Annotated in this window: 21 protein-coding genes and 2 tRNA genes; all 23 read left to right on the top strand. The window is 30.6% G+C overall.

What is annotated here, in order from left to right:
* Positions 1-18: 18 nt before the first annotated feature.
* On the top strand, positions 19-831 hold the full coding sequence (locus tag CDSE_RS00170) for an ABC transporter ATP-binding protein (RefSeq protein WP_015396005.1): 813 nt from the start codon (positions 19-21) through the stop codon (positions 829-831).
* Positions 832-833: 2 nt separating this feature from the next.
* The gene (gene mlaE / locus CDSE_RS00165) at positions 834-1,607 is read left to right on the top strand and encodes a lipid asymmetry maintenance ABC transporter permease subunit MlaE (protein WP_015396004.1); all 774 of its coding nucleotides are present in this window, start codon (positions 834-836) and stop codon (positions 1,605-1,607) included.
* A 14-nt stretch (positions 1,608-1,621) separates the two neighbouring features.
* Positions 1,622-2,137: an outer membrane lipid asymmetry maintenance protein MlaD gene (gene mlaD, locus CDSE_RS00160; RefSeq protein ID WP_015396003.1), complete on the top strand. Its 516-nt coding sequence runs from the start codon at positions 1,622-1,624 to the stop codon at positions 2,135-2,137.
* A gap of 4 nt (positions 2,138-2,141) precedes the next feature.
* On the top strand, positions 2,142-2,891 hold the full coding sequence (locus CDSE_RS00155) for an MlaA family lipoprotein (protein WP_015396002.1): 750 nt from the start codon (positions 2,142-2,144) through the stop codon (positions 2,889-2,891).
* Positions 2,892-2,922: 31 nt separating this feature from the next.
* A complete protein-coding gene (locus CDSE_RS00150; protein ID WP_015396001.1) occupies positions 2,923-3,546 on the top strand; it encodes an MlaC/ttg2D family ABC transporter substrate-binding protein in 624 nt (207 codons plus the stop codon).
* 43 nt (positions 3,547-3,589) lie between these two features.
* Positions 3,590-4,375, top strand: a complete 786-nt coding sequence (locus tag CDSE_RS00145) for an ABC transporter ATP-binding protein (protein WP_015396000.1) — start codon at positions 3,590-3,592, stop codon at positions 4,373-4,375.
* Positions 4,376-4,469: 94 nt separating this feature from the next.
* A complete protein-coding gene (locus CDSE_RS00140) occupies positions 4,470-5,201 on the top strand; it encodes an ABC transporter permease (protein ID WP_083873558.1) in 732 nt (243 codons plus the stop codon).
* Between the two features lie 49 nt (positions 5,202-5,250).
* A complete protein-coding gene (gene murA / locus CDSE_RS00135) occupies positions 5,251-6,525 on the top strand; it encodes a UDP-N-acetylglucosamine 1-carboxyvinyltransferase (protein WP_015395998.1) in 1,275 nt (424 codons plus the stop codon).
* The gene (hisG, locus tag CDSE_RS00130) at positions 6,522-7,187 is read left to right on the top strand and encodes an ATP phosphoribosyltransferase (RefSeq protein ID WP_015395997.1); all 666 of its coding nucleotides are present in this window, start codon (positions 6,522-6,524) and stop codon (positions 7,185-7,187) included. The genes murA and hisG overlap by 4 nt, the downstream gene beginning before the upstream one ends.
* 48 nt (positions 7,188-7,235) lie before the next feature.
* A complete protein-coding gene (gene hisD / locus CDSE_RS00125; RefSeq protein WP_041186235.1) occupies positions 7,236-8,549 on the top strand; it encodes a histidinol dehydrogenase in 1,314 nt (437 codons plus the stop codon).
* Complete coding sequence (hisC, locus tag CDSE_RS00120; RefSeq protein ID WP_015395995.1) at positions 8,543-9,634, top strand: histidinol-phosphate transaminase; 1,092 nt, start codon at positions 8,543-8,545, stop codon at positions 9,632-9,634. The genes hisD and hisC overlap by 7 nt, the downstream gene beginning before the upstream one ends.
* Positions 9,635-9,645: 11 nt before the next feature.
* Positions 9,646-10,233, top strand: a complete 588-nt coding sequence (gene hisB, locus CDSE_RS00115; protein ID WP_015395994.1) for an imidazoleglycerol-phosphate dehydratase HisB — start codon at positions 9,646-9,648, stop codon at positions 10,231-10,233.
* Positions 10,234-10,257: 24 nt separating this feature from the next.
* Positions 10,258-10,929 (top strand): imidazole glycerol phosphate synthase subunit HisH, encoded by a 672-nt coding sequence (gene hisH, locus CDSE_RS00110; protein ID WP_015395993.1) that lies wholly within the window; start codon positions 10,258-10,260, stop codon positions 10,927-10,929.
* 59 nt (positions 10,930-10,988) lie between these two features.
* A complete protein-coding gene (hisA, locus tag CDSE_RS00105) occupies positions 10,989-11,729 on the top strand; it encodes a 1-(5-phosphoribosyl)-5-[(5-phosphoribosylamino)methylideneamino]imidazole-4-carboxamide isomerase (protein WP_015395992.1) in 741 nt (246 codons plus the stop codon).
* Between the two features lies 1 nt (position 11,730).
* Positions 11,731-12,513 carry an imidazole glycerol phosphate synthase subunit HisF gene (hisF, locus tag CDSE_RS00100; RefSeq protein WP_015395991.1) on the top strand — a complete coding sequence of 261 codons (783 nt, stop codon included), beginning with the start codon at positions 11,731-11,733 and terminating at the stop codon, positions 12,511-12,513.
* A gap of 5 nt (positions 12,514-12,518) precedes the next feature.
* Positions 12,519-12,959: a phosphoribosyl-AMP cyclohydrolase gene (gene hisI / locus CDSE_RS00095; protein ID WP_015395990.1), complete on the top strand. Its 441-nt coding sequence runs from the start codon at positions 12,519-12,521 to the stop codon at positions 12,957-12,959.
* Positions 12,956-13,312: a phosphoribosyl-ATP diphosphatase gene (locus tag CDSE_RS00090; protein WP_015395989.1), complete on the top strand. Its 357-nt coding sequence runs from the start codon at positions 12,956-12,958 to the stop codon at positions 13,310-13,312. The genes hisI and CDSE_RS00090 overlap by 4 nt, the downstream gene beginning before the upstream one ends.
* Before the next feature lie 7 nt (positions 13,313-13,319).
* Positions 13,320-13,670: a histidine triad nucleotide-binding protein gene (locus tag CDSE_RS00085; RefSeq protein WP_015395988.1), complete on the top strand. Its 351-nt coding sequence runs from the start codon at positions 13,320-13,322 to the stop codon at positions 13,668-13,670.
* A 171-nt stretch (positions 13,671-13,841) separates the two neighbouring features.
* Positions 13,842-14,600 (top strand): Nif3-like dinuclear metal center hexameric protein, encoded by a 759-nt coding sequence (locus tag CDSE_RS00080; RefSeq protein WP_015395987.1) that lies wholly within the window; start codon positions 13,842-13,844, stop codon positions 14,598-14,600.
* Between the two features lie 39 nt (positions 14,601-14,639).
* The gene (locus tag CDSE_RS00075; protein WP_015395986.1) at positions 14,640-15,251 is read left to right on the top strand and encodes a glutathione S-transferase N-terminal domain-containing protein; all 612 of its coding nucleotides are present in this window, start codon (positions 14,640-14,642) and stop codon (positions 15,249-15,251) included.
* A gap of 10 nt (positions 15,252-15,261) precedes the next feature.
* On the top strand, positions 15,262-15,624 hold the full coding sequence (locus CDSE_RS00070; protein WP_015395985.1) for a ClpXP protease specificity-enhancing factor: 363 nt from the start codon (positions 15,262-15,264) through the stop codon (positions 15,622-15,624).
* A 42-nt stretch (positions 15,625-15,666) separates the two neighbouring features.
* Positions 15,667-15,742 (top strand) — tRNA-Thr (locus CDSE_RS00065).
* An 84-nt stretch (positions 15,743-15,826) separates the two neighbouring features.
* Positions 15,827-15,902 (top strand) — tRNA-Asn (locus tag CDSE_RS00060).
* The last annotated feature ends 156 nt before the right edge of the window (positions 15,903-16,058 follow it).

Below are 16,058 nucleotides of genomic sequence, written 5' to 3'. Positions count from 1 at the left end.
CAATATAAAATCATGATTATGAATAAAGATGACACTATTTTATCTATAGACAACTTAGCTATAGGTTATGACGAAAGAACAATCCTAAAAAATATTTCTATGAAAATATCAAAAGGTAAAATAGTAGCCATAATGGGAGGATCAGGAGCAGGTAAAACAACTTTACTAAAAACAATAATTGGCCAATTACCTGCAAAACAAGGCTCTATTACTATGCTAAATAAAAAAATGGATTCCACATCTCAAAAAGAAAATAAACTTATAAGAAAGAATCTAGGAGTTTTATTTCAACATGGGGCATTATTCTCAGATTTGAATGTATTCGAGAACGTAGCATTCCCTGTAGTTGAACACAATACACTGCCAAAAAATAAACTAGTGGATATTGTCTTAGAAAAACTTAATAGTGTTGGTCTCAGAGCTGCAGCACACTTACCAATATCGAAAATTTCTGGAGGAATGTCAAAACGTGTTGCATTGGCAAGAGCAATGATGCTTAATCCTAAAATAATGCTGTATGATGAACCATTTTCTGGGTTAGATCCAATTTCAACAGATATAATAGCCAAACTTATTAAAACATTCTCCATTCAAACTAAATGCGCTTCTATAATTATAACGCACGATGTAAAAAAGACTTTTGAAATAGCGGATATGGTATACATAATAGATCAAGAAAATCTAATATCATCTGGAACACCTAGTGATTTAACAAAATCAGATAATTTGTATGTAAAACAATTCATACAAGGAAACTCTAAAAATCCATTAGCGTTTCATTATCCAGAAACAATTGAATTTAAGGAATGGTTGAAAAAACAAGGAAACTAAACATGACCAACATATTTATAATAGGTCATTGGATTTATCAATATATTTTAAATATAGGAAAATTTACATGTTTCTTATATAGGATAATATCCAATATCATTATTATACTAAAACGACCAAAATTAGTACTTCAACAAATATACTTTATTGGAAATAAATCTATATTAATAATTGTTGTTGCTGGTGTTTTTATAGGATTTATACTAGGATTACAAGGATATTACACATTGAGCAAATATAAATCAGAAGATGCCTTAGGACTTACTATAGCACTATCTCTAATACGTGAATTATCACCAGTTGTAACTGCTATTCTCTTTGCTGGTAGAGCTGGTACTTCGATAACTGCAGAAATAGGTCTCATGAAAGCTGAAGAACAACTAATTGCAATGAAAATTATGGCAGTAGATCCAGTAAGAAGAATAATAACACCAAGATTCTTTGCTGGCGTAATATCAATGCCTTTGCTGTCAAGCATATTTTGCACTTCTGGTCTCATGGGTGGGTGGTACATAGGAGTATTTTCAGGAGTAGACTCAGGAGTATTTTGGTCTCAAATACAACACGGAATTGATATAAAAGGAGATATACTAAATAGCTTATTAAAGAGTTTAATATTTGGAATAATTTCTATATCAATATCTTTATATGAAGGATGGCAATCAAAGCCAACTCCAGAAGGCGTATCAGAATCGATAACTAGATCAGTAGTAAATGGTTATTTATCGATATTAGGAATAAATTTCCTACTAACTGCTATAATGTTCAAAAATTAGTTAATTCCATGATTATGACAAACTCTAAACTTGAATTATCAGTAGGATCATTTGTGATGTTAGGAATATTAGCATTTGCTTTTCTTGCATTACAAGCCAGCAATTTCAACCTTATGTCTTATAACTCCACTTACAATCTAATCGCAAGCTTCGATGACGTTGGAGGATTAAAAACAAACTCCCCAGTAAAAAGCGCTGGCATTACTGTTGGTCGAGTAAAAAAAATTTCATTCAATAATAAAACCTTTCTAGCAGATGTTATTATCAGCATTGATAAAAAGATAGTTTTACCTGTAGATACTTCAGCATCAATATTAACCTCTGGCATCTTAGGAGAGCAATACATTGCGCTAATACCTGGAAGCGAAGAAAATACAATGCTAGACAACAATGGAATAATTATATATACACAAAATGCATTATCTCTAGAAACATTAGTAGGAAAATTATTCTATTATTTTATAGAAAAAGAAGAAGCATTTGAAACAAAAGACATGATAAAAAAAAATGAATACTTTATAGCGCACTGAAAATATGAAAAATATTATATCAAAACTTCCAAGCATCAAAATATCATTGATAATATTATCTTTGTTAGTTACTGGATGCAACAGCTTTAATATGAAACAAAATACAGTGTTAGATCCATTTGAAACAATAAACAGAAAAACTCATAAATTTAACAATATAGTAGATAAGATTATATTACTACCAATTGCAAAATCTTATAATTATGTAGTTCCAAATCCAATTAAAAGCTGTGTACATAATGTATTTGCAAATGTAGAAGATCTAAAATCAGCTTGTAATAGTTTTTTACAAGGACAAGGAATCAATGGGATTAACACTATTGGCAGGTTCTTGTTTAATACAACTATGGGAGTAGGAGGATGCTTTGATGTTGCCTCTATTAATGGCGCATACAAAATACCAAATGATTTTGGTATTACATTAGGCAAATGGGGAGTGCCATCTGGACCTTATTTAGTTATACCTTTTGCAGGCCCAAGTAATTTTCGTGATGCTTTAGCTGCCATGTCATTAAAATATCTACCAGAACCCACAGGACATATTAAAAATAATCTTTTATATATAAATAATTTTACAAATACGCTGTATATAGTCGATTATAGAGCAAGTATATTAAACATAACAGACGTAATAAACGAAGTTGCAATTGATCCATATATACTAATTAGAGACTGCTACACTAAACAAAGGGAAGAAATTATTTGCAATTATCAAAATGATGAACCATACCCGGAAGAAGATTACAATGAATAAAAATTCTTAAATTTATCAAGGACAATAATATATGAACCAATTATTTCATAAACTCAAAAAAGTTTTTCTAACACTTTTGTACATAAATATAATTTATTTTCCAAGTGCCTATGCGCAAAATATAGAATCACCACATGAATTCCTATCTAAAGTTTCTGAAAACGTCATCAGGTCCATGAAGGGCAATTTAAACCCTAACAACATTGACATGGTTAAATTAAATGAAATAATTGAATTATATATGACCCCACATGTTGATTTTGAAAAAATAACTAGATTAACAACAAGTCACCACTGGAAAAAAGTCACACAAGAACAAAAAATAGAATTAATAAAAGCATTTCGTAATAAATTAATTAAAACTTACACCTTAGGTTTACTAAAAATATCTCCTGATTCCACACTGTTAATTAAACCAAATAAAAACCAAACAAATTTAAACAATGCGTTAGTAAATGCTGTTATACAACAACCCAATGGACAAAGAATTCAAATAGGATATAGACTATACTTAAACGATAATAAATGGAAAATTTATGATATTAATATTGAAGGCATATGGTTAATAGATAGCTATCGCGGACAATTTAATCAAGAAATTAATAAACATGGTATAGAAAAATTAATTAAGAACCTCAACAACAATAATTATTAATACTCATCTTCGTTAAATAGACTTTTTAATAAGAAATTGATATATGTGTGCAATTATCCTAGAAGGAATCTCTAAGAGATATAGTAAAAATAAAAAAGCATTGGGATATTTTTTTAATAACAAAAACAATACTATTAAAACAGAAGATAATCAGGCATTAAACAATATAAATCTTCATGTTAAACCTGGTGAATTTTTTGGGCTTATTGGACCTAATGGCGCAGGAAAAACAACTCTAATATCAATATTATCAGGATTAACTTATCCTACCACTGGCAATGCTAAGATTTATGGCTTTGATATTATAAAGGAGTATAAAAAAACAAGAAGACTTCTTGGTATTGTTCCTCAAGAGTTAATATATGATCCATTTTTTACAGTTAGAGAAACTCTAAAACTACAATCAGGATACTTTGGATTAAGAAAAAATGATGATTGGATAGATGAGATTTTATTCAACTTATCATTAGCCGAAAAATCAGAACATAACATGCGCTCTCTTTCTGGCGGAATGAAAAGAAGAGTATTAATTGCACAGGCATTAGTACATAAACCACCAATAATAATTTTAGATGAACCAACTGCTGGGGTTGATATAGAATTAAGGCACAGCATGTGGAATTTCATATCAAAACTTAACAAAAAAGGACATACAATATTACTAACCACACACTATCTAGAAGAGGCTGAAAATCTTTGCGAAAGAATAGCTGTACTAAAATCAGGGAGGCTAGTAGCTCTTGATTACACAAAAGATCTCCTATCAAAAATAGGATGTCAAAATCTTGAAGAAGCCTTCGTAAAAATAACAAATAAAAAAGATTTTTAATAACTAAGAAATAAAGGTTAGAAGCGTGAAAGAAGATTATGTAATAAATGTAACAAAAATTTTAGAGCAACAAAGATCTGGGTTCTTAACTTTAATGTTTAAAGAACAACTTAGATTCTGCAAAGTGTTTTTTCAAACAATTACAGCGCCTGTAATAACAGCTATACTCTATTTACTGGTTTTTGCACAAGTAATGAGTGATAGAAAATCATATTACGATATACCTTACATGCATTTTTTAATACCTGGTCTTATGATGATGAGCATGCTGCAAAATTCTTTTTCTAATCCTTCATCATCAATAGTACAAAGTAGAATGACAGGTAACATAATATTTATATTAGTAGCCCCTATCTCACATAAAGAAATATTTTTCGCATATATATCAGCAGCAATTACTAGAGGATTAACTGTTAGTTTTTTTGTCTGGCTTATTTCTTTCTTTATGTTTCCCTTAATCCCTCTTAAACCATTATGGGTATTAATTTTTTCATTAATTGCATGTGGAATTATGGGGTCATTAGGTATTATAGCTGGCTTATGCTCTGAAAAATTTGACCAATTATCTGTATTTCAAAACTTTTTAATTGTGCCCTCTACTTTCTTATCAGGTGTTTTTTATTCTATACATACACTACCTCAATTCTGGCAAAATATTTCTTTCTATAATCCAATATTTTATGTAATAGATGGATTTCGTTTTGGTTTTTTTGCACAATCTGATGTTTCACCTTGGCAAAGTTTAATAGTAACTTCTTCAATTCTAATAATATTATCCACTTTCACTTTACATTTGTTAAAAACTGGCTATAAAATTAAAAATTAAATTGAACTAATAATATAAAATCAACTAATAAAGGCTATTGTATTCATAAATGGTTTCTAATGAAGAATTACACGTTATAGGTCAATCAATCTTGCACGGAGAAGTATATGTTTCTGGAGCTAAAAATGCTGCATTGCCTATTTTGTGCGCTAGTTTATTAACACCTGAAACAATTGTTTTAAAGAATGTACCAGAATTAAATGATGTTAAAACAGTAATTGAACTTTTAAAGCAATTCGGAGTTAAAGTTTCCAAAAACCCCAAGGAAATAATAATCCAATCTAACGATATCAATAATACAGAAGCATCTTATGATCTTGTAAAAACAATGCGAGCTTCAATACTTGTTTTAGGTCCTTTAATTACTAGATTTGGAGAAGCAAAAGTTAGTCTTCCTGGAGGATGTTCTATAGGCCAAAGACCTATAGATCAACATATAAAATGCTTAAAAGCTATGGGAGCAGAGATTCAAATAGAACATGGTTTTGTCATTGCAAAATCAAAAAGATTAAAAGGAACATATATAAAACCAGACATGATAACTGTAACTGGCACTGAAAATCTTATGATGGCGGCAACCTTAGCAAAAGGACAAACCATATTAGATAATGCGGCATGTGAACCAGAAATTGTTGACTTAGCCAACTTCCTAATAAAAATGGGAGCTAAAATTAATGGACATGGGACGAATAGAATAAAGATAGACGGAGTTGATTATCTAGGTGGAGCTGATTATAAAATATCGCCAGATCGCATAGAAGCTGGAACATTCATGTGTGCATTGGCTGCAACAAGTGGTTCTATAACATTATTAGATGTCAATCCATTGGAAATGACAGCAACTTTAAAAAAACTGCATGAAGCTGGTTTACAAATTGAGATTGGTAATAATTGGTTGAAATGTAACATGTATAAAAGACCAAATCCAGTAAATATAAATACATCTGAATACCCTGGATTAGCAACAGACATGCAAGCTCAATTTATGGCAGTAAATACCATAGCAAATGGAACTTCTTTTATTAAAGAGAATATATTTGAAAATAGATATATGCATGTTCCAGAACTAAAAAGGCTAGGAGCAAATATTATTATAGATGGGAATAATTCCATAATCAAAGGAGTAAATTACCTTTCAGGGACAATTGTTAAAGCTACTGATTTGCGTGCGTCTGCTAGTCTAGTAATAGCTGCTTTGGCCGCCAAAGGAGAAACAAGGATTGAATCCATATATCATTTAGATCGTGGATATGAGAAAATGGAAAAGAAACTTAGCATGCTAGGGGCTAATATTAAAAGAATTTCGAAAAGGATTGCAGAATGAAAGAGTCTTCAAATATAAAAATTACTCTTGCTCTATCAAAAGGTAGAATTTTTGAAGAAACAATGCCATTATTAGAAGAAGCTGGCATTCAAGTTGCTGAAAAACCTGAGAAATCAAGGAAATTAATAATACAAACTAGTGATCCTAATATAAGACTGCTAATATTAAGAGCCTCTGATGTACCAACATATGTTCAATACGGATCTGCGGATTTAGGAATAGCAGGTAAAGATATTTTAATAGAACACTCAGCAAAACATCCAGGTAGTTTATATCAACCAATTGATCTCAATATAGCCAAATGCAAACTTTCAGTAGCAGTAAAGAAAGATTTCAACTATCTAGATGCAGTAAAACAAGGAGCAAGATTAAGAGTTGCTACTAAATATATCAAAATGACAAGAGATCATTTTGCGGCAAAGGGAGTTTACGTAGATATTATTAAACTTTATGGCTCCATGGAATTAGCTCCATTAATTGGCCTTGCTGACGCAATTGTAGATATTGTTTCAACAGGAGACACTCTCAGTGCTAATGGATTAGTAGCAGTAGAAGATATAATGCAAATATCATCAAGACTAATAGTTAATAAAGCCTCGTTAAAGAATAGAGGAGATAAATTAAAACCTTTAATGGAAGCATTTCGCCGAGCTAGTAACTAAAATATAGTATCTAGACTTGCTTGTTCATAATAACTTATTATCATGACTATGACCAAAATTAACTTTCTCAATTCCAGTGAAAAAGATTTTAATCTTAAACTCTCACAGCTTCTAAAGATTAGCTCTCAAGATGATAATTCTATAGAAAAAATTGTCACTTCAATCTTATTGGATATACAAACTATAGGTGACAAAGCTTTATTACAATACACCAACAAATTTGATAGAATTTCTATTAAAAATGCCAGTGAATTAGAAATACCAAAATCAAAATGGAAAGAAGCTCTTGATTCTATATCAAGAGAGCAAAAAAAATCCTTAGAAATTGCAGCAGAAAGAATACAAGAATACCATAACCATCAAATATCTAGAACTTGGGAATATACAGAAAAAGACGGAACTATATTAGGGCAAAAAATTACTCCAATAGATAAAGTTGGTTTATATGTTCCAGGAGGCAAGGCAGCATATCCATCATCAGTACTTATGAATGCAATACCAGCAAAGGTAGCTGGAGTATCTGAACTTATCATGGTTTCACCAACTCCAGATGGATATATGAATCCACTAGTTCTTGCAGCTGCATTTATGAGTAAAGTTGATCGTATATTCACCATAGGAGGAGCACAAGCTGTAGGAGCTCTAGCTTATGGAACAAATACCATTCCAAAAGTAGATAAAATAGTTGGCCCTGGTAATGCGTATGTAGCTTATGCAAAGAAAAAAGTATTCGGTACTGTTGGAATAGATATGGTAGCAGGACCAAGCGAAATTCTTATTATTTGCGATGGTAAAACGCCAGCAGAATGGATTGCAATGGATTTATTCTCTCAAGCAGAACATGATGAGTTAGCACAATCCATTTTACTATCACCTGATGCTAATTTTATAAAGCAAGTAGAAGAATCCATAAAGAAATTACTACCTAAAATGCCAAGATCAGATATTATTACAAAAAGTTTATATAATAGAGGAGCTTTAATATTAGTAAAAGATCTAGAAGAAGCTTGTATTATTGCTAATACTATAGCCCCTGAACACTTAGAAATTTCTACTGAAAACCCTGATGAATTATTAAAGTTTATTAATAATGCTGGTGCTATATTCATGGGAAAATATACTTCCGAATCACTCGGAGATTATTGCGCTGGACCTAACCATGTATTACCAACATCTCAAACATCTCGATTCTCTTCTCCACTTGGTGTATATGATTTCCAGAAAAGATCTAGTTTAATAAAAATATCTCAACAAGGAGCAATAAATTTAGGAAAAGTAGCATCAGAGCTTGCCTTAGGAGAGGGGTTGCAAGCGCATGCAGCTAGTGCTCAATATAGAGTTAATGGAAAAATATCATGGTAATATCTAAAAACCAATTAGATGTTGTAAATAAAACAATAAGAAAAGATATACAGTCAATTTCAGCTTATCCGATTAATAATTCATCGGGCTTTATTAAGTTAGATGCAATGGAATCTCCTTATAGTTTGCCTGAAAATTTATACAAAAAAATAAACGATAAAATAAACTTACTATCTCTAAATCGCTATCCATCTGCAGATAAAACAAAACTAACGAGAATTATAAAAGAAAATTTTGATATTCCAAATGAAGCTAGTGTTTTATTTGGAAATGGTTCTGATGAATTAATACATTTGATTATTCAAAGTTGCTGTGACCCTGGAGATGTTGTTATATCACCCTCTCCTTCTTTTGTGTATTTTGGGATGGCAGCTAAATTTAACCATGCTAAATTTATTGGAGTTCCTCTGACTAAGGATTTCCAACTAAACTTACAAGACATGCTTGATGCAATTGAAAAGCATAAACCCAAAGTAATTTTTTTAGCTATGCCTAACAACCCTACTGGCAACATATGGGATCATAAACAAGTTCAATCTATTATAGAAAAGGCACCTGGTTTAGTAATTATTGATGAAGCATACCAAGCCTTCACTAATTATACCTGGATGCCAATGATAACAAAAATTCCAAACATACTTGTTCTACGTACAGTATCTAAGATTGGCTTGGCTGGATTAAGATTTGGTTATCTTTCTGGGAATAAAAAATGGATAAATCAGATCGATAAAGTTAGACCGCCTTATAATATTAATGTATTAACAGAATTATTCTTAATAGAAATTATTAACAACAAAAACATTCTAGACCAACAAACTAAACAAATTTTACTGAATAAAGAATCTTTAATATCTGAATTAAAAAAAATAGAAAATATTATTGTATATCCTTCTCATGGAAATTTTGTTTTAACTAGAGTAGATCAAGAAATCGGATCATTAAAAATATATGAAAAATTAAAAGCAAACGGAATACTTATAAAAAACCTATCAGGTTCTCATGAACTATTAGAAAATTGCCTTAGAATATCTATAGGAACAAGCGAAGAAAATAACAAACTACTTCATGTACTTAAAACAATCTAAAGATAGATATTATGAGAATAGCTACAATAAATCGCAAAACAAAAGAAACAGAAATAGATATTTCTATTAATATAGATGGTACAGGTAAGCAATCTATAACTACTGGAATGCCTTTTTTAGACCATATGCTTGAACAAATATCTAGACATGGATTAATAGATATTGATATAAAAGCTAAAGGAGACCATCATATAGATGACCATCACTCAGCTGAAGATGTTGGTATTACATTGGGAATGGCTATTAAACAAGCATTAGGTGATAAGGTTAGTATATCTCGTTATGGCCACTCTTATGTTCCTTTAGATGAATCTCTTTCAAGAGTAGTAATAGATTTTTCTGGTAGACCTTATCTTCATTACAATGTAAATTTTAATAGATCTCATATTGGAAAATTTGATGTTGATTTAATAAAAGAATTCTTCCAAGGATTGGTAAACCATGCTTCTATGACACTACATATAGATAATATTCGTGGTTTTAATGCTCATCATCAATGTGAATCAATTTTTAAAGGTTTTGGTAGAGCATTAAGAGAAGCTACTTTTTTAGATAAAAGAATGAGTGGAATCATACCTTCAACGAAAGGTGTTTTATAAATACAACCTTAAAAGAGTTATATCGTGACAAAAATTGCTATTGTTGATTATGGAATGAGTAATCTTCACTCAGTTGCTCGTGCTTTACAATATGCCTCTCCTGAGGCTACTATACGTATATGTAACAATCCTAAAGATATCTTGGAATCTGACAGAGTAATATTGCCAGGACAGGGTGCCATGTCAGACACAATGATCAATCTACAAAAGTCTGGTTTAATAGAAGCAGTTAAACAATCGGCAAATAGTAAGCCAATGATGGGGATATGTGTCGGACTACAAATGTTATTTGAATCTAGTGAAGAAGCTAGTAACACAAAATGTTTAAATTTTCTTAAAGGTAAAGTTTATTTATTTAAAGGTCCTTTATTTGCAAAAAAAGAAATAAAATCCAATATAGAAAATGATACAAATAAAAATCTTCTAAAAGTTCCACATATCGGATGGAATACCGTAAAACAATGTAAAAATCATATTTTATGGAAAGATATTCCAGATAAAACACATTTTTATTTTGTACACAGTTATTACATCAAACCTTCTGATTCTAGTATTATTATGGGTGAAACTAATTATGGGTTATCATTCCCTAGTGCAGTAATATCTAACAATATATTTGCGGTACAATTTCATCCAGAGAAAAGCTCTCAATATGGTTTGATTTTATATCGCAATTTTGTAAACTGGAAACCATAACCATCTAATTTTATTAGATAGTTATTTAATTTTTTTAATCAATAATTTATTATTATATCATGTTGCTTATTCCTGCTATCGATCTCAAAGATGGAAAATGTGTTAGGTTACGTCAGGGAAACTTGGATGACGTTACTGTTTTTTCAGAAGACCCTTCTATAATTGCAAAAAAATGGATAAATGCCGGAGCTAGACGTCTACATTTAGTAGACCTTAATGGAGCTGTAGCTGGAAAACCTAAGAATGATGATCCTATTAAAGCTATATTGAAAGCTAGCAATCAAAAAATAGATGTTCAAATAGGTGGCGGTATTAGAGACTTAAATACAATAGAATACTATCTAGATTCTGGAATTTCCTATGTGATAATAGGAACAGCAGCTATCAAAAACCCTGGTTTTTTAAATGAAGCCTGTGTGGCTTTTCCTGGTCATATAATAGTTGGCTTAGATGCTAAAGATGGAAAGATAGCTACAGACGGCTGGAGTAAAATAACTCGTCATAATACTATTGACCTAGCCAAAAAATTCGAAGACTATGGATGTAATGCCATTATATATACAGATATAGGAAGGGATGGAATGCTTTCTGGTGTAAATATAGAATCAACTGTCCAACTAGCTCAAAATGTCAAAATACCAGTATATGCTTCTGGCGGGATTGCTTCCATAAAAGATATAGAAGACTTATGTAAAGTTTTTGATGAAGGTATACAAGGAGCCATCCTTGGTCGCAGTATATATGAGGGAACTCTTGACTTTCAAGAAGCTCAGAAATTAGCTGATAACTTAACTAAATAATATGAACATCCTAAATTCACTAACAAAAAGAATAATCCCTTGTCTAGATGTTGCTGGTGGACGTGTAGTTAAAGGAGTAAATTTTGTTAATTTATCTGATGCTGGTGATCCTATTGAAATAGCCAAAAAGTATGATGAACAAGGAGCTGATGAACTAACTTTTCTAGATATCACAGCATCTAGCGATAATAGAGATCTTATATTGCCTGTTATAGAAAAAGTTGCATCACAAGTATTTATCCCTCTCACAGTAGGAGGAGGTGTACGTCAACTATCTGATATAAAAAGACTATTGAATGCTGGAGCTGATAAGATCAGCATTAACAGTACAGCGGTTAGCAACCCAGAATTAGTGCAAGAAGCCTCATCTTATTATGGATCTCAATGCATAGTAGTAGCTATAGACGTACGCAAAATATCTAAAGACAACGAACCTAATAAATGGGAAGTATTTACAAAAGGAGGAAGGGTTTCTACTGGTTTAGATGCTGTAAAATGGGCCAAACTTATGTGTTCTTATGGAGCTGGAGAAATCTTACTAACAAGTATGGATAAAGATGGAACAAAGACTGGTTTTGATCTTGAATTGACTAAAACAATTTCTGATGCTCTACCAATTCCTGTGATTGCTTCAGGTGGAGTAGGAAATCTACAACACCTCGCAGATGGTATTATACATGGACATGCGAGCGCTGTATTGGCAGCTAGTATATTTCATTTTGGTACTCATACTATTAAAGAATGTAAAGATTTTTTAGCTAAAAATGGTATACCTGTAAGGTAATTGTTATGGAATATGATGTAAATCAACCTAAAACATGGCTAGAGACAGTTAATTTTAATTCAGATGGTTTAGTACCAGTAATAGCACAAGATTATAAAAAAAATACTGTTTTAATGTTTGCCTGGATGAATAAAGAAGCTTTACAACTAACAGTTGAATCAGGTAATGCTATTTACTGGTCTAGGTCTCGTCAAAAACTCTGGAAAAAAGGTGAAGAATCAGGGCATATTCAAATAATTCACGAAATAAGATTAGATTGCGATCAAGATGTAATCTTATTAAAAGTTGAACAATTAGGTAATATATCCTGCCATACAGGGAGAAATAGTTGTTTTTTTAAAAAATTAAACAATATTAATAACAACCAAAAAAATAATAAAGATAATATTATATATTGGGAAGAACTTAATACAATACTAAAAAATCCTAAAGACATATACAGATGAATAATGACAATCAAAAATTTAGCATATTATCTAGACTATCCAATATTTTAGAAAAACGCAAACCTACTAAAAATAGTGAATGTGAAAAATCTTATGTTACTAGTCTTCTAGTCAAAGGTCCTGATTCTATATTAAAAAAAATAGGAGAAGAATCTACTGAATTAGTAATGGCTGCTAAAGATGGCCTCACAGAAAGAATAATTAGTGAAACCGCTGATCTTTGGTTCCATTGTTTAGTACTTCTAACATATTATGGCATCAGACCAGAAGATATTATGCATGAACTAGAAAGAAGAGAAGGTTTATCGGGGATTGAAGAAAAAGAAAATAGATATAAGAACAAAGATTGCTAAACATATTATGAATGAATGTATATTTTGCAAAATTGCAAATAAATTATTACCTGCCGATATAGTTTTTGAAAATGAATTATTTATTGCTTTTCATGACCTTAAACCATTAGCTCCTGTGCATATATTGCTAATACCCAAAAAACATGTTGCATCTCTCCAAGATGTAACAATGGATGATGAATATTGGCTAGGAAAAATGTTATTATTAGCACCAAAAATTGCAACCCAAAATGATTGTAAAGATGGATTTAGAGTAGTAAGTAATGCAGGAATTTCTAGTGGACAAGAAGTTTTTCATTTACATTTTCATATATTAGGTAAATTTTCAAATAATCTTACAGTAAAAAGAAATATTTGAAGGTTATTTACAGAATTAAAATTTGCATGTGCCGTGCTTACTTAACAATTAATTGAGATAATTTTCAGATCTTTTATAAAGAAATAACCTGCACACTAGATAACTACTTGTTAGTTTATATTTCATATATATTTTCTAAAAGATAAAACGATATACTTATACAATTAAAAAATGAAATATGTAGAAACTTCCGTATTAAACAAATGGTTAGATGAATTACTACAGTCTAATAAATTTAATGATTGTTGCCCTAATGGTTTGCAAATAGAAGGCAAGGACAAAATTAAAAATATAGTGGTTGGTGTAACTGCTTGTCAAGAATTAATAAAAGCAGCAATTATAAAAAAAGCTGATGCACTAATCGTTCATCATGGGTTATTCTGGAATAACACTAGTAGATCTATATCAGGAATAATGAAAAATAGAATAAAAATATGTTTAGAAAACGATTTAAATTTATTTTCATACCATTTGCCTTTAGATATACATCCAACATTAGGTAATAATATTCAATTAGGCAAGATACTTGAGTTTGATATTATAGAAGAAAGTTATGATAAAAACTCATTACTCATGTTCGGATCTTATAAGAAAGAAATTGAAGCAAAAGAATTAAACTTTCATATAAGCAAAAAATTAAATCGATCTACTCTTTTAATAGGAAACTCTAATAAACTAATTAATAAAATAGCATGGTGCACTGGTGGGGCTCAAAATAAATTTACAGAAGCTATTGAATCTGGTGCTAATATCTACATAACAGGAGAAATTTCCGAGCCTATATTCCATATATCTAAAGAATTAGATATTCCTTTTATATGTGCTGGACATCATGCTACAGAAAAATATGGAATTCAAGCTTTAGGTATTGCCATACAAAAAAAATTTGATATTAATGTAGAATTTATAGATATAAACAATCCAATTTAAAAGCAAATTAAAAGCTCTTACAATGAGGTAATTTAAAATATGATGGTACTTTACTCTGGAGAAACCTGCCCTTTTTCGCATAGATGCCGTTTTGTGCTATTTGAAAAGTGGATGGATTTTGAAATTCATAATGTTGATTTAAAAAACAAAACTAAAGAAATTTTTACAATGAATCCCCATGGTCAAGTTCCAATATTATCTGAAAGAAATCTTATTTTATACGAGTCCAATATAATTAATGAATATATAGATGAAAGATTTCCTCATCCTCAACTTATGCCAGCTGATCCTCTAACAAGGGCAAGGGTTCGTTTATTTCTATATAATTTTGAAAAAGAATTATTCTCTCAAGTAAAAATTATTGAAAATCAATCTATTGGAGAAAATGACAAAAAAGTTAACGAAGCAAAAGAAAACATTAGAGAACGTTTAATACAAATGTCACCTATTTTCCTAAAAAACAAATTCTTACTAGGAGATGATTTTTCCATGCTAGATATTGCTATAGCTCCTTTACTATGGCGTCTAGAATACTATGGAATATCATTATCTAAAAATGCAGCTCCTTTACAAAAATACGCAGAAAGAATTTTTTCTAGATCAGCTTACATTGAATCTCTGTCTCCAGCTGAAAAATTGATGCGCAGATAAAGGATATTATATGAATAAAATTTCTACCAAACCATATTTTATTAGAGCAATATTTGATTGGTGCGTAGACAACAACTATTCTCCATACATATTTGTAGATGTGAACAAAGACACTATTGTACCTATCAATCATATCCAAAATGGAAAAATCATATTAAACATTAGCAATGAAGCTACAAATAATCTAATAATAGACAATATAAAAATAAGTTTTCAAACAAGATTTAATGGAGTATTAGAAAATATTTTTATTCCTATCGATAGAATTATTTCTATATACGCGCAAGAAACAGGTGAAGGTATGCAATTTACTATTAGTGAAGAAGTCTCAACAATAAAAAAAGAAAAAAAATCTTTTTCTATTGTTGAGTAAACATGTATAATAAACATTATTTAAATATTTATAGTTAAAATTGCCGACTTAGCTCAGTTGGTAGAGCAGCGCACTTGTAATGCGAAGGTCGGGGGTTCAACTCCTCTAGTCGGCACCATAAAACTTGAATTTTTATAAAATAAGATATTGACATCTAAGATAAATCTAAATATCATTAGATATTGTTGTATTAGATTACTTTTCCCTGATAGCTCAGTCGGTAGAGCGACGGACTGTTAATCCGCAGGTCGCTGGTTCGAGTCCAGCTCGGGGAGCCAATTATGAATCACTTATAAGTGCATATTTGCTAATAATATTTAGCTCTACCTTAAAGCCAATCTTGTAGATTATCTTTTTAAAATTCTGATTTATTACATAATTAACTTTACTAGCTATGACTACTAAAGAATATTATTCTTCATATGAAATATGTG

The organism is Candidatus Kinetoplastibacterium desouzaii TCC079E, assembly GCF_000340795.1.
GTDB classification, from domain to species: domain Bacteria; phylum Pseudomonadota; class Gammaproteobacteria; order Burkholderiales; family Burkholderiaceae_B; genus Kinetoplastidibacterium; species Kinetoplastidibacterium desouzai.
This window is presented reverse-complemented; position numbering and strand designations above follow the sequence as displayed.